Source organism: Rhodococcus sp. NPDC019050 (assembly GCF_055664235.1).
On sequence record NZ_JBVOON010000001.1, the window covers coordinates 379,492 to 394,192 of the forward strand.

Consider the following 14,701-nt stretch of genomic DNA (forward strand, 5'->3'; position numbering starts at 1 on the left):
GTCGCTCATCCTCCACCCTTGCTCGCCGCATGGCCCGACGCGGAATTCGCCACGCGCGCAACGACCGCCGGAAGCCTCGCGCCGGTGCCGAAGTGTGCTGCGCGCCGATGCAGTCGACGCCGTCGTCCGCGTCGCGGTGAGGGTGGAGGATGGTGCAGCGGCTCGGCGTAGAACAACCGTTTGGCGAACTCGATCAGAACCAGATAGCCGACGATCAGCACGACGAGCATGGCGAAGAACCCGAGCGGCAGGCTCGTGAACCCGAGGTCGTCGGCGAACGGGGAGTAGGTCACGCCGATACCCACGGCGAGGACCACCGCGACCGTCACGATGAGGGTGCGGCTCGGCCGGCTGCGGATGAAGGGCGTACGGCGCGTGCGGATCGCGAAGACGATCAGAATCTGGGTGGCCAGCGACTCGACGAACCATCCCGTACGGAACAGTTCCGGTCCGGCATGGAACACCCCGAGCATGAGCCCGAACGTCACGAAGTCGAACAACGAACTCAGCGGACCGAAGAACAGCATGAACCGGCGGATGAACCCGATGTCCCAATGTGACGGCGCACGCAGTTCCTCCGGGTCGACCCGGTCGCCGGGGAGCGCCAGCTGACTCGAGTCGTAGAGCAGGTTGTTGAGCAGGATCTGGCTGGGCAACATCGGCAGGAAGGTGAGCACAGCCGATGCGGCAGCGGCACTGAACATGTTGCCGAAATTGCTCGACGTGCTCATCAAGACGTATTTGATGGTGTTGGCGAAGGTCCGACGGCCCTCGGTGACGCCGTCGGCGAGCACACCGAGATCCTTTTCCAGAAGAACCACGTCCGCGGCGTCTTTCGCCACATCCGTGCCCGAATCGACGGAGATTCCGACGTCGGCGGCATGGAGCGCGAGCGCGTCGTTGACACCGTCCCCGAGAAACCCGACCGCGCGCCCGTGCCCGCGTAGCGCCCGCACCAACCGCGCCTTCTGTTCCGGGGACACCCGTGCGAACACCGTTGCACGCTGGGCGATTTCGGCGAACTGATCGTCGTCGAGACGTCCGAGTTCGGCGCCTGTCACGCTGCCACCCGAGCCGAGACCCAACTCGGCGCAGACCCGCTCCGCCACCTGGGCGTTGTCGCCGGTCGCGACCTTGACGGTGATGCCCAGTCGAGCAAGCCGCTCCAGCGAGTGTCGTGCCGACTCCTTCGGCTCGTCCGAGAACACGAGGAATCCCGTCAAGTGGAGGTCGTGCTCGTCGTCGGCTCCGACCCGGGTCCGCGACCCGTCGAGATTCTTCGTCGCCACCGCGACGACGCGGCGTCCCTCGTCGAACAGCTGTGCCAGCCGCTCGCGCGCGTCGGCACTCGCCTCCACACAACGCGCCAGCACCGATTCGGGTGCGCCCTTGACCACCAGAAATGTCGCGTCACCGTCCGGATCAGCGGTCAGCGCCGAGGCCATGCGACGACTGTGGTCGAACGGTACGCCGTCGATACGCCGGTACCGGTCGGCCTGCCCGCCGATCTCCCCCGCCGACTCCCACAGTGCCGTGTCCATCGCGTTGGCCGCGATCCGTTGCCCGGAACCGGCGGTTTCCGTCTCGGTCGCGAGCAATCCGTGCAGCACGGTGTGTTCGGCGCTGTTGCCGTCGAGAGGTACGGCTTCGACGAATGCGATCCGCCCGGTGGTGAGGGTGCCGGTCTTGTCCGTGATCAGGAAGTCCACATCGCCGAGGTCTTCGATGCACACGAGTCGCTTGACCAGCACCTTCTGCGCTGCCAAACGGCGGGATCCGGACGCCAGAGCGGTGCTGACCACTGCGGGAAGCAACTGGGGCGTGATACCCACCGCGATCGCGAGCGCGAACAGCAGCGACTCGATGAGCGGGCGGTCGAGCAGCAGATTGATCAGGACGATCAGCGATGTCAGAACCAGTGCGACCTGCAGCAGCAGCACCGAAAAGCTTCGCAGTCCGCGCTGGAAGTCCGTTTCCGGTTCCCTGTCACCGAGTCCGCGAGCGATGCGCCCGAATTCCGCGTTCACTCCTGTCGAGACCACCACGCCCGTGCCGGTCCCCCCGTGGACGATCGTGCCCATGAAAGCGCAATCCGTCAGGTCCGCCGTCGCCGCACCCTCCGGGACGGCATCGGTGGTCTTGACAGCGGGTTCGGATTCTCCGGTGAGCACGCTCTCGTCGCATTCGAGATCGACGACGTCCAGCAGTCGGATGTCGGCCGGCACGACGTCCCCGAGCACCAGGCGCACCACGTCGCCGGGTACGAGTTCGGTGACATCGACCCGCGCGGCCGCGCCGTCCCGCAGAACGACGGTCGTGTGCCGCACGTTCGAGTGCAGCGCAGCGGTCGCACGTTCGGCCCGGTACTCGTTGACGAATCCGAGGCCGACACTGGCGACGAGAATGATCCCGATGACGACGGCGTCGCTCCGATTCCCGAGAAAGAACGACGCGATTGCGGTGACGGCCAGCAGGAGCAGCAGTGCGCTCCGCAACTGTCGCGCGAGGACTGCCCACACCCGCACCCCGTAACTCCGGACGGCGTTCGGTCCGACACTCTCGAGTCGCTCCGCGGCCTCCGTGGCGCTCAGCCCGGACGACGAGGATCCGAGGCGTGACAGCACCTCGGCGACCGGGCTCGCGGCGGCGTCGCCGATCGCCAGGCCGGGAGAACCCGCCTTGTGCTGTGTCCGCTGCGCACCTCCGGCGATCATGTCGCCGGACGGATCGTCCCGGCGTCTGCCACCGTCTCGCCCTCGCAGGCGCATTCGGCCGCAATCGCTGTCGTCTTGTTCGGTGAGGTCGGCATGATCTCGCTCGTCTCGAAGCCGTGACGTCAAGCGGGGTTCTTCCGCGTCGAGCGGGGTATTTCCGCGTCAACCGTGTGGTTTCGGCGGACAGGCGCACCCGTAATCATCGCAGCGTCCGCGCGGGAATGCTGTCGAATGTTCGTTCTCCGGTCCCCGCCGTCAGGAGAGATGATGGCGCGGTGATCGTCGTCGTGGTTGCGCTGATCGTGCTGGTGCTCGTCGCCGCCGTCGTGCGACCGCACGGATTGCCCGAGGTGGCGGTGGCCGGACCCGCTGCGATTCTGTTGACCGTGATCGGGGCGTTGACGCCCGAACAGGCGCTCGATCAGGTGCGGGCACTCCTTCCGACGGTCGGTTTCCTCGCCGCGATCCTGGTTCTGGCGCACGCGACGGACGCTCACGGAGTGTTCCGGTGGATGGCCTCGATGCTGCGGCACAGCGCACGGGGAAGTCCCGTCCGGTTGCTCGTGTGGGTCTTCGCCGCATGTGCCACCACGACCGCGGTACTGAGCCTCGATGCGACGGTAGTTCTGCTCACTCCCGCTGTGCTCGCCGCTGCCTCGGCCATGGGCATTTCACGTCGTCCGGCGAGTTATGCGTCTGCGCATCTGGCCAACTCCGCCTCGACCCTCATGCCCGTCTCCAACCTCACCAACCTGCTCGTCTTCTCCGCCACCGGCCTCGGGTTCGCACACTTCACCGTCTTGATGGCGTTGCCGTGGATCGCCGCGATCGGAGTCGAATTCGCGATCGCACGGGTGTTCTTCGCCCGCGACCTCCGGCCAACCGCACCACCTGTTGCCGGTCCGGTGACGGTGCGACCGGTGCCGGTGCCCCGCGCCGCGCTGGCAGTCCTCGCCTTCACGCTGGCCGGATTCGTCCTGTCCGAGTTCGTCGGTGTCGGCCCGGTCTGGGTGGCCGTGGCCGGCGCGGTGGCACTGGCGGTGCCCGCACTCCGCGCCGGACGCACGAGCCCCCGCTCCCTGCTCGCCGCCGCGGACCCCTTCTTCCTGCTGTTCGTACTCGCCCTCGGGGTCGTCGTGGCACCGCTCGCGGGGAGCACCGTCGGCGTCCGGTTGGCCGACCTCCTGCCGACCGGCGAATCCCTGCCTGCCCTGCTGGCAATGGCCGCGATCGCGGCGGTCGCGGCGAACCTCGTGAACAATCTGCCCGCGACCCTGCTGCTGGTTGCCGCGCTCGGTCCGTCTCCCTCCACCGGGCTGCTCCTGGCGATGCTGCTCGGGGTGAATCTCGGGCCGAACCTCACCTACACCGGCTCGCTGGCGACGATGCTGTGGCGGCGGGTCGTCACCCGGGTCGGCGAGCCCCCGAACCTGGGCACCTTCACCGTGCTGGGTCTCATGACGGTGCCGACGACGCTTGCCTGCGCGGTTGTCGCCCTGTGGCTGGTGTTGTGACCGCCCTACGTGGACCTGCGCCCCACAAGAGTTGCCCGGCGATCGCCGCGCCCCCGCCCGGCGTATTCCATACTGGGCCTCATGCCGTGGAGCGGGCTCGCCGGGAGAGTGCTCGACCTGCAGATCACGACGACGGGAGCAATCGCGTTCTTCGCCGTTGCCGCGGTCGCGGGCCTGTTCGTTCTCGCCGCACGCCGCAATCGCCGTTGGCTCCTTACCGGCCCGGCTGCGGCGGCCGTGGTCACCCTCGCGGTGGTAGGACTCGCAGCGGTCGTGGTGGAACTGGTGTGGCGGCCGTTCCCGGACCCCCTGCCCAAGATCGTCTACGTCTGGTCGGGTGCGGCCGTCCTGGCACTCGCGATGCTGATCGGTCGCTACTTCGTCCGGCGCCGGGACCGGCGGCGTCCGCTGGTCGTCACCGGTCTCGTTCTGACTGCCGTCGTGGTGTGCATCTGTGCGGCGGGCGGAATCAACGCACAGTTCGATGCCTATCCGACGGTGCGCGCCGCGCTCGGTATCAGCAACTATCGAACCGTCCCGTTCGAGGCGTCGCTGGCCCCGCAACCGGAGTCCGACGGGGGTGCGCCGAACCTCGAGAACTGGACTCCGCCTCCCGATCTGCCGGCCACCGGTGCCGTCACCGCGGCGACTGTTCCCGGTGCCGTCTCCGGATTCTCCGCCCGGGAAGCGCGGATCTACCTTCCGCCCGCGTATTTCGCCACGCCGCGGCCCGACCTGCCGGTACTCGTCCTCCTCGCCGGCCAACCGGGCAGCACCGAGGACTGGCTGGTCGGCGGCAAGCTGACCCGGACAATGGACGCCTATGCAGCAGGACACCGCGGCTTGGCGCCGGTCGTCGTGCTCGCCGACGGCACCGGTGGTCAATTCGCCAACCCGCTCTGCGTCGACTCCCACCTGGGTAACGCCGCAACGTATCTCGCCGTCGACGTTCCGGCTTGGGTTCGCTCCAACCTGCAGGTGAACCAGGACCCGCGAGCATGGGCCGTGGGCGGCCTGTCCTACGGGGGCACGTGCGCACTCCAACTCGCCGTCACCCGGCCCGACGTGTACCCGACCTTCCTCGACATCTCGGGACAGGCCGAGCCGACTCTCGGCGACAGGGACACCACCATCCGCGACGTGTTCGGCGGTGACGCCGATGCGTTCGCGCGCAACAATCCCGCAGACCTGCTCGCGAAGAATCGGTATCCCGACTCAGCGGGTGCATTCGTGGTGGGTAGCTCCGACAACGACTTCCGCGGTGGTATCGAACAGTTGGCCGCGGCCGCGAAAGCAGCCGGAATGGATGTCCATCTCACCGAAGTGCCGGGTGCCCACGACTTCTCGGTGTGGTCCGCCGGACTCGAGAAGGAGGTGCCGTGGCTGTGCGAGCGACTCGGTCTCGGCCCCGCATGAAGAGCGTCGTCTCGGTTCCGAGACGGGCGCCGGTGTCCCTTGCGCTGCTGGCGGTGATCTGGTTTCTCGCGGTGGTCACCGGCTCGTTGACGAAGGGCCCCTCACCCGAACTGGCTCTCCGGATCTCCGCCGGTGTCCCGAGCCTCGACGACGGTCACGTGTGGGCACTGTGGACCTCCGGGCTGTTCGCCTCGGGGCTCAGCGAATACCTGGTGACCGGCCTCGCCGTTCTGCTGATCGCAGCCCCGGCCGAATACCGGATCGGCAGTCGACGTTTCGCGATCGCGGTGTTCGTCTCCCAGGGGGTGGGCACCGCGCTGGCCGTTGCCGTGGCGCTGCTGGTGTCGAAGGTATCCGGTGCGTGGGGTTCGGAACTGCACACCCATCTCACCCAGGATCCGCTTCCGTGGATCCTCGGCGCCCTGCTCGCCGCGACCGCAGCCATGAACACCCTGTGGCGGCGGCGGATCCGCACCCTGGTGCTGGTGATCCTGCTGACGACCGTGCTGTTCGCCGGGCATCTTCAGGACCTCACACGATTGTGCGTCGCGGTGACCGGACTGCTGGTCGGCCCGCTTCTGTTCGGGCGCGCCGCACGCAGCCCGGTACTGGGCGGCACCATCCGCGAACGCCGCACGCTCGTCGCTCTCGTCGTCGCTGCCGGAGTTCTCGGGCCGATCCTCGCCGCGTTCTCACCACATGCCATCGGTCCGCTGTCCGCACTACGGGAACTGTTCGACCAAGTCCCCTACAGCCCTCGGGAACTTCTCGACGTGTGCGGCGACCCCGCGCTGCACGACGAGTGCAGGAAGGGTCAGCAAGCTCTGCGCCTGTCCGGGATCGGCCCGGTGGTGATGAACCTGATGCCCTCTTTGCTGCTGCTCGTCGCGGCCGAGGGGCTACGACGCGGCCGACGGGCCGCGTGGCTCTTGTCGGTCTACGGACACCTCACGCTCGTGGCAGTGACGGCAGCGAGCGTGCTCGTACGGATCACCGAGCAGGACGAGGCACGATCGATCCTGTACGGCGTCCATCGACACGATTCGATCTACGGCGAGTGGATCCCGCTGCTTCCGCTGCTCGCGGTGCTCGCACTGCTCTTGGCCACCCGGCGATTGTTCGACGTGCGTGCCCGACCCGGGACGTATCGACGGGTATGGGAGGGGACGCTCGCGGCAGCGGCTGCGGCGCTGGTGATCTACCTGGTTGTGGGGACGGCACTCTCGGACGGGTTCGACCGGGACCCCGGGGTCTGGACGCTCTTGCGCGACGCTCCGAGGCGGTTGTTGCCCCCGGTTTACCTCCAGCTCTTCGAACCACCCGTGATGCCGCTGACATCCGGTGCCACACTGCTGTTCGAGTGGATCGGCGTGCTCGTCTGGGTAACGTTCTGCCTGCTCGTACTTCGCAGTTTTCTCGGGCCCTCGGCCGGGCACGACCTCGGCGGAGAGCACAGGGTCCGCGAGTTGTTGCACTTCCCCGGCGGGGACTCGATGTCGTGGATGGGCACGTGGCCGGGAAACAGCTACTGGTTCACCGGCGGCGGGCGAAACGCCGTGGCGTACCGCGTGTATTCCGGTGTCGCCCTGACGACGGGATGCCCGATCGGTGACCGCGACTCCCTCGACACGGCGGTCGACCAGTTCGCAGCCTTTTGCCTGGGAAACGGGTGGACTCCGTGTTTCTATTCGGTCGGCAAGGACATCGCTTCGATCGCGCGCGAGCACGGCTGGAGCTGTCTGCAGGTAGCGGAGGAAACCGTCGTCGACCTGCCCGACCTCGCGTTCAAGGGGAAGAAGTTCCAGGATGTGCGCACCGCGCTCAACCGTGCGCAGAAACAGGGGATCGAGGCGACCTGGACCACGTTCGCCGATGCGCCGCTATCGGTGAAAGAACAGATCGTCGACATCTCCGAGGACTGGGTTGCCGACAAGGGACTGCCCGAAATGGGTTTCACGCTGGGCGGACTCGACGAGCTTTCCGATCCGGAGGTCCGTCTGCTGCCGGCGGTGGGGCCGGACGGACACGTCCACGCGGTGACCTCCTGGATGCCGGTCTATCGCGACGGCGCACTCGTCGGCCTGACGCTGGACTTCATGCGTCGCCGCTCCGACGGGTTTCCGGTGGCGATCGAATTCCTCATCGCCTCGGCGGCGCTGCTCGCCCAGCAGGAAGGTCTCGGTTTTCTCAGCTTGTCGGGTGCGCCGCTGGCAAATGCCGACGACGGTGAATCCGACGTCGACCGAGGCGCTCTCGACCCTCTGCTCGATCTGCTGGGGCGCACACTCGAGCCCGTGTACGGCTTCCGGTCGCTGCTCGTCTTCAAGGCCAAGTTCCAGCCTCGATACCGCCCCCTGTACATGGTGTTTCCCGACGCCACCGCACTGCCGACCATCGGAATCGCCGTCGGCCATGCATATCTGCCGGATCTGTCGTTCGAGCAGAGCGGGCGTTTGCTGTCCCGGTTGCTGCGCCGCCGACGCAGCACGGCCGGTAGCCGCCCCTGAATCCTTTGCGCCACACAGCAGCAACCCTCCAGTCAGGAGACGTGAGATCGGTCGTGTGGTCGGGAGTGTCCGGCGGCCGCACGGACCAAAGACCGCTATCCGGCGCACAATGCGCCGTTTGCCCGGCTACGCTCGCGCCATGGATACGGGCGTCGACCGAGCACCGAGCCTGCCCCGAAGCAGGACTCTGCCCCGAGGCGGGAGCCTGCTCGCACTGCTGAGCATCCTGCTCATCGGCTTCGCCGTAGCAGTGTTCCCGTCTTTTCCCGAACCGCTCGATGCCGGTGCTCCGCCCGAGGTCTTCAGCGCCGGACGCGCCGCCACCCATATCGACGCGATCGCCACGACGCCCCGTGTTCCGGGCACGCCCGAGCACACCGCAGCGCGCGACTACCTCGTCGCCACCCTCCAGGAACTCGGATGGCGCACCACGGTTCAGTCCGGCGTCGGATGGACGACGAACGACGATCCACCCGAACAACGCGGCGCCCGGGTCGGGAACATCATCGCGATGGTCCCCGGTTCCGATCCCACCGGAACCGTAATGCTCGCCGCTCATTACGACACGGTGGTCGGATCACCCGGCGCGGGCGACGACGGGATCGGGGTGAGCACCGCACTGGAAACGGCACGGGCCCTCGGTGTCGGTCCCGCGCCGCGCAACGACATCATGGTGCTGCTCACCGACGGTGAGGAGAACGGACTGCTCGGCTCCCAGGTGTTCATCCGGTCGCGTTCACCCGCACTCGGCCCGATGGTCGTCCTCAACCACGAGGCCCGCGGCAATGCGGGAATCCCGATGACTTTCCGGATGACCTTCCCCAACGGCGCTCTGCTCGACGCACTCACCCGATCGCCGTGGGCGGAGGCGGACTCCCTCACCCAGTTGGCATTCGAGGCGCTCCCCAACGACACCGATTTCAGCAACTTCGCCGACACCGGTTTCTCCGGATTCGACACGGCGATCGCGTCGGGTTCCGCGTACTACCACAGCCCGCTCGACACGACGGACCGACTGAGCCAGGAGTCGCTTCAGCAGATGGGCGAGACCTCCCTGGCCACGGCCCGGGCCCTCGCGGACACGGACCTGCTGACGCTCGACGACGCGGGACAGGAAGTCGTCTCGCTCGTGCCCTGGGGGCTGATCCACTATCCCCGGTGGGTGGAAATTGCCGGCGCGGTGCTCCTCGCCGTCGGGGCCGCCGTTCTGGTGGTCGTACGGATCCGCCGCCGCGAAGCGACGATTCGTCAGATCCTCGCCACCGGCGCTGCCGCGCTCGTCGCAGGGATCGCGGCGGCGGGGATCGCCTGGCTCCCGTGGTGGCTCGCTCAGCAGGTGGCGCCCGGCATGGCATCACCGGTTACCGAGGAACCGTACCGTCCCGGACCGTTCCAGCTCGCGGCTGTCGTTGCCGCACTGTGTGTTCTCGTCCTCGTCGTTGCTGCGCTCCGGCGACGGGTGCCCGGTCCCGCCGTCACCTGCGGGATCTTCGTTGCCGTCGCTGTCCTAGCCTTGGCGGGCACGCCCTTTCCCGGGGTCGCATCGGCGCTGGTGCTGCCCGTCCTGCCCACAGTGATCGCCGTGCTCGTCACACTGGCTCTGCCCGCCGAGGCGCTCTGGTGGCGTCTTGCCGTGCTCACGGTCGGCGCGCTCCCCGGAGCGGTGCTGGGCGTCGGTGCGGTTCTCGTGTCGTTCGACGCGGGGTTGGTTGCCGGTGCCTCCGCTGCCGGCGCGTTCGTTCTCATCACGTTCGCGGCGACCGCACCGCTCTGGGAACCGGTCCTGCGGCCGACGAAGGTCTGGTTGTCCGCGGTCACCGCGGTGGTCCTCGTCCTGGTGTGCACCGCGACAGCCGGCTTCGTCAACCGGGACGGGGCGACGGATCAGCGTCAGGAATTCCTCTGGTACGCCCTCGACACCGACAACGGCACAGCGACCTGGGCATCCCCGGACGCACCTCGCTCCGAGTGGAGCGAGGGCCTGCTCTCCGCGTCCGCTTCGCCGCTCCCGGACCTGTTCCCGTGGCGTGGCGACCAATCGCTGTCGCAGGGTCCGGCGCCGGTGTCCGATCTGGCACCGCCCGACGTCGAAGTTCTCGAGGACACGAGCGCGCGTGGGGCGCGAGAACTCCGTCTGCGCCTGTCGTCGCCCAGAGGGGCTCACGCCGTGGGTCTGTGGGTCGACAGCACGACGGCAACGGTGCACGGTGCGACCGTCGACGGTCAGCGAGCCGAGCCGTCCTCCGACTTCGGATTCATGTTCTGGGCGCCTGGTCCGGAAGGCATCGAGGTCACGCTCACCCTGGGTGTCCTCACCGACCGACTCGGTCTCCGAGTCAGCGATCTCTCCGGTGACCTGTCGGTGGTCCCCGGATACGAACCGCCGACGGATCGGGTGGTGACGCAACCCGATGTCGTGGTCACCCGCACGCTCGAGATCTGAGCGCCGGACGTTCTGCGGCCCGCGTCAATCCCACTGATGAACGGGATTGCCCTGCAGCATGTTCGCTACGTAGTCGCTCATCATTCCCCGCAGTGCGGCACGACGGTCTTCTCCTGCGGCTTCGCGCCTGGCCACCTGCTCGCGCTGCCACGCTGCACCGGTACGCCGATTGCTGCAGCGCCCCTCGATGATGCCGAGGTACCGATCGCGGGCTTTCGCCGAGAGGCCGAACGCCTCGAGTCCCTTGTCGGCCAGGGGCAGCAGACACCGGAGGACGAGTTCGTCGGCACCGACCCAGCCGATCTTCGGCCAGTACAGTCTGGCGTCGAGACCGAACTTCGCGCCCAGGACCAGATTCTTCTCTGCCGCGTCGAAACTCATCTGACGCCACAGCGGTTCTTCGGCGTCGACGAGCGCACGAAGGGCGCCGTAGTAGAACGCTGCGTTCGCCATCGTGTCGAGCACCGTCGGCCCGGCGGGCAGCACACGGTTTTCGACGCGCAGGTGCGCTTGCCCGTCGCTGATGTCGTACACCGGGCGGTTCCAGCGGTAGATGGTGCCGTTGTGCATCTGCAGTTCCCGCAGTTCGGGGATCCGCCCCGCATCGAGTTCGGCCATCGGATCCGAATCGCTCACTTCGGGCAGCAGCGCCGTGAAGTAGCGGGAGTTCTCTTCGAAGAGGTCGAGAGGAGAGTCGATCCAGCGCTCACCGAACCACACCCGGGGTCGCACGCCCTGGTTCTTCAGTTCGAACGGACGGGTGTCGGTGGCCTGCGCGAACAACGGGATCCGGCTCTCGTGCCACAACGCCTTACCCGCGAAGAAGGGAGAGTTGGCTCCGAGCGCAACCTGGACGCCGGCGAGGCACTGGGCCGCATTCCAGTGCGGCGCGAAGTCCTCGGGCGCCACCCGCAGATGCAACTGCAACGACGTACACGCGGCCTCCGGGACGACCGAATTCATGTCTTCCCGAAGAGATTCCGACTCGTCCGTCCCCGGAAGCGGCACCCCGTCCAGGTCGAGTTCGAGATCTTCTCCACGGGCCGAGAAGATCTGCTCGTTGAGGGCCTCGTAGCGCGGATTGGCGGTGATGCGGTCTCGCCCGAGGTGATCGAGTTCGAGAGTGGGGAGCATCCCGATCATCACGAGTTGCGCGTTGTGCCGGTGCATCCGGTCGGCGGCGCGCTGCAGGGAAGACCGGAGGGATTCTTCGAGTTCGAGGGTGGCATCGCCGCTCAGAGGGCCGGGCTCGACGTTCATCTCGACGTTGAACTGTCCGAGTTCGGTCTGGAAGACGGCGTGATCGTCGATCGCCTGCAGCACCTCGAGATTCGACATCGCAGGAGCCATGTCGTCCTGGACGAGGTTGAACTCGATCTCCATGCCGAGCTGCGGCTCCGGCGACGAGTGCACGTCCACGAACATGTCCTCGCGCAGCATCCGCTCGAGCGCGCCGATGCTGTCGCGTACCTTGCGCCGAAACGCTCGCCGGTCTGCGCCGGTGAACGAACGTGCCGAAATCTCGGTGCCCATGGAACCCCCGGTCGCGCCGACGTTTGTCTCGGAACAAGCCTAACGCTCGGACGGCAGCCCGCCGGAAAGCGGGCGATCAGACCGCGCGGATGTTGTCCCAGTCGGCGACGACACCGCGGGTGTTGAGCCACGCGTTGGGGTCGATCTTCGTGCCGTTCTGATCCCAGACCTCGAAGTGGAGGTGCGGGCCGGTGGACCAGCCCAGGTTGCCGACGGTGGCGATCTGCTGACCTGCCGAGACCCGCTCACCGGCGGAAACCTGGTAGGTGTCGACGTGGCCGTAGACGGCGGTGGTGCCGTCGTCGTTGAGCACACGGACCCACTGTCCGTAGCCGGAGGCTGCGCCCGCGTCGAGCACGGTGCCGTCGGATGCGGAGGAGATCGGCGTGCCGATCGGGGCGGCGATGTCGATGCCGCCGTGGTGCGCGCCCCAGCGAGCACCGAAGTCGGAGGTGAGCGTGCCGGAGACGGGCTGCACCGTGCTCGGCTTGATGGGGTTCAGACTGTCCAGCCAATTGTTGCCGCCGGCGAACTGATCGACGAGCTGGGTGATCTCGGCCGGAAGCTGCGGTGCGTCCTGCGCGGCCTGCGTGGTGACACCGGGGATCGCCGGGATCTCGACACCGGCGGGCAGCAGACCTTCGGGCAGCTCGAACGGGAGGGTGCCGGTGGTCGGAGCCTCGGTGTGGGCCGGAGCCTCGTGACCGGGATGCGCGGCGGCGGTACCGGCGGTGAACTGGGCGCCGACTGCGAAGAAGGCACCGGTAGCTGCGGCCACGGTCGCGGCCTTCACCGGAGCGGACGTACCGGTGGGCTCGACGCGGTGACGGCCTTTACCGGACCCGGACGGGGTGAAGGAGAAGTCCATATCGAAAGCAGATTCTTCGCGCGCGAGCTGATGCCGTCCCACAGTCATTTTCCCGTTCGTCGTCCCGATTTCGAGCTGGACCAAAGTGGTCCGGCCGCTCTTGGCGACCTAAGGTAACAAAACGGTATAGGGATGCGCCAGCGTGACCTTCGCTTCATCTCACCGTGCGGGACAACCACTCGATTCGGCCGGGTAGACACGGCTCCGAACCCGTTCGCTTCGCCCCCGGTACCAGCAGCCCGCTACACTCACAGCGCGCGATAATTCGGTCCGCCGCATCGCGTGCGCCTTCGTAGCTCAGGGGATAGAGCAACCCTCTCCTAAAGGGTAGGTCGCAGGTTCGAATCCTGCCGAGGGCACAGATTCATTGCGCGGTCCATGGCCGCACAGGACAACTCGGCTGCAAGCACACCGAGTAGTACCGTCTGCCCATGGAGTCCCTCACGATCACATTCACGACCGAGGAGCGGGCAGTCGTCCGAGAGGTGGCTGCTCGCCGCGGCATCGGACCGGAACGGTTTGTTCACGATGCCGTCGTCGACATCGCGACACGAATCGAATCAAGCCCCGAGCGACGGCGACGCGTCAAAGAGCAGTCACTCGAGTCCCTGAACAATCCTCATGAGCAGGCCGAGGTGCGGCGCGTCTTCGATCAATTCAGCTAGCGACCCCCGGAGATTCCGGATCGAGCCGTAGCCGAGCGCCAGACCGACCGGGCAGCGAGACCGGCAGGTCCGAGGCCTGCCGGTGGCACAGACAACGATCCGTCGCGGCCCGACCCCCCTTTCGCGAGAGGGTCCGGACCGGCGACGGATCGCTTCGTACTACGGCTCCGCCTACTTGAGCGTGCTACCGGCGTCGACGGTCAACGTCAGTCCGGTGACGTACCGGGACTCGTCCGACGCGAGGAACAACACCGCATTGCTGATGTCCTCGGGCTCAACCCAGCCGATCGGCAACACGTGCATGAACTGCGCGGCCGCCTTCAGGTCGTCCGGCCCCGGATTCTCCAGATCCGGGCGGAACATCTTCATCGCCCCCTCGTTCATGAACATCGGAGTGTTCACATTCGTCGGGTGGACCGTGTTGACCCGGATGAAGTGCTCACCCAGTTCCACGGCGAACGACCGCATCAGTCCGACGACGCCGTGCTTGGCTGCGATGTACGGGCCGGTGTTCGGATAGGCCTTCAGGCCGCCCACCGAACTCGTCAGGATGATCGAACCGCCGTTCCCGCCCTCGATCAGGTGGGGCACGGCTGCCTTCACCGTCTTCCACACCCCCGAGAGGTTGATGTCCTGCATTTCCTGCCAGTCGAACTCGTCGGTCTGGTGCAGCGGGGTGCCGCCCGTTCCGATGCCGGCATTGGCGACGACTATGTCGAGCCGTCCCAATTGCGCGACGCCCTCGTCCACGGCCGATTTGACGGCGTCGAAGTCACGGACGTCGGCCTGCACCGTGACGATGCGGCGGTTCAGGCCCTTGACCGCTTCGACGGTCTCGGCCATATCTTCGGGAGTAGCTGGTTCGATCAGTGCGTTGTCCCTGATCGGGCCGCAGATGTCCAGGGCGATGATGTCCGCGCCCTCTTGCGCCAGTCGCACCGCGTGACTACGCCCCTGACCGCGCGCGGCACCGGTGACGAACGCGACCTTGCCTTCAACTCTTCCCGCCATGAACTACCTCTCTCATTGCGCCCCGGGCAG

General features: G+C 67.2%; 9 protein-coding genes and 1 tRNA gene. 6 read left to right on the top strand and 4 right to left on the bottom strand.

Going from position 1 to position 14,701, the window contains the following annotated elements; translation table 11 throughout:
• Positions 1-5: 5 nt before the first annotated feature.
• Positions 6-2,714: a magnesium-translocating P-type ATPase gene (gene mgtA, locus AC0B44_RS01830; protein ID WP_471901213.1), complete on the bottom strand. Its 2,709-nt coding sequence runs from the start codon at positions 2,712-2,714 to the stop codon at positions 6-8.
• A gap of 275 nt (positions 2,715-2,989) precedes the next feature.
• Between mgtA and AC0B44_RS01835 the strand changes: the two genes are divergently transcribed.
• The 4 genes from AC0B44_RS01835 to AC0B44_RS01850 all read left to right on the top strand — a co-directional run bounded on the left by AC0B44_RS01835 (position 2,990) and on the right by AC0B44_RS01850 (position 10,594).
• On the top strand, positions 2,990-4,228 hold the full coding sequence (locus tag AC0B44_RS01835; RefSeq protein WP_471901214.1) for an SLC13 family permease: 1,239 nt from the start codon (positions 2,990-2,992) through the stop codon (positions 4,226-4,228).
• Between the two features lie 81 nt (positions 4,229-4,309).
• Positions 4,310-5,644: an alpha/beta hydrolase gene (locus AC0B44_RS01840; RefSeq protein WP_471901215.1), complete on the top strand. Its 1,335-nt coding sequence runs from the start codon at positions 4,310-4,312 to the stop codon at positions 5,642-5,644.
• Entirely contained in the window at positions 5,641-8,151 is a 2,511-nt protein-coding gene (locus tag AC0B44_RS01845; RefSeq protein WP_471901367.1) for a bifunctional lysylphosphatidylglycerol flippase/synthetase MprF, read from the top strand. The genes AC0B44_RS01840 and AC0B44_RS01845 overlap by 4 nt, the downstream gene beginning before the upstream one ends.
• 139 nt (positions 8,152-8,290) lie before the next feature.
• Positions 8,291-10,594: a M28 family peptidase gene (locus AC0B44_RS01850; RefSeq protein WP_471901216.1), complete on the top strand. Its 2,304-nt coding sequence runs from the start codon at positions 8,291-8,293 to the stop codon at positions 10,592-10,594.
• Between the two features lie 24 nt (positions 10,595-10,618).
• On the opposite strand, the gene AC0B44_RS01855 is transcribed toward AC0B44_RS01850, so the two are convergent.
• On the bottom strand, positions 10,619-12,127 hold the full coding sequence (locus AC0B44_RS01855; protein ID WP_471901217.1) for a glutamate-cysteine ligase family protein: 1,509 nt from the start codon (positions 12,125-12,127) through the stop codon (positions 10,619-10,621).
• Between the two features lie 76 nt (positions 12,128-12,203).
• A complete protein-coding gene (locus AC0B44_RS01860) occupies positions 12,204-13,037 on the bottom strand; it encodes a M23 family metallopeptidase (protein ID WP_471901368.1) in 834 nt (277 codons plus the stop codon).
• A gap of 244 nt (positions 13,038-13,281) precedes the next feature.
• On the opposite strand from AC0B44_RS01860, the gene AC0B44_RS01865 reads away from it, so the two are divergent.
• Together AC0B44_RS01865 and AC0B44_RS01870 are read left to right on the top strand one after the other, a co-directional pair.
• A tRNA-Arg gene (locus tag AC0B44_RS01865) sits at positions 13,282-13,354 on the top strand.
• Between the two features lie 72 nt (positions 13,355-13,426).
• A complete protein-coding gene (locus AC0B44_RS01870) occupies positions 13,427-13,660 on the top strand; it encodes a hypothetical protein (RefSeq protein WP_471901218.1) in 234 nt (77 codons plus the stop codon).
• A 171-nt stretch (positions 13,661-13,831) separates the two neighbouring features.
• On the opposite strand, the gene AC0B44_RS01875 is transcribed toward AC0B44_RS01870, so the two are convergent.
• Complete coding sequence (locus AC0B44_RS01875) at positions 13,832-14,671, bottom strand: mycofactocin-coupled SDR family oxidoreductase (protein WP_471901219.1); 840 nt, start codon at positions 14,669-14,671, stop codon at positions 13,832-13,834.
• Positions 14,672-14,701: the final 30 nt, after the last annotated feature.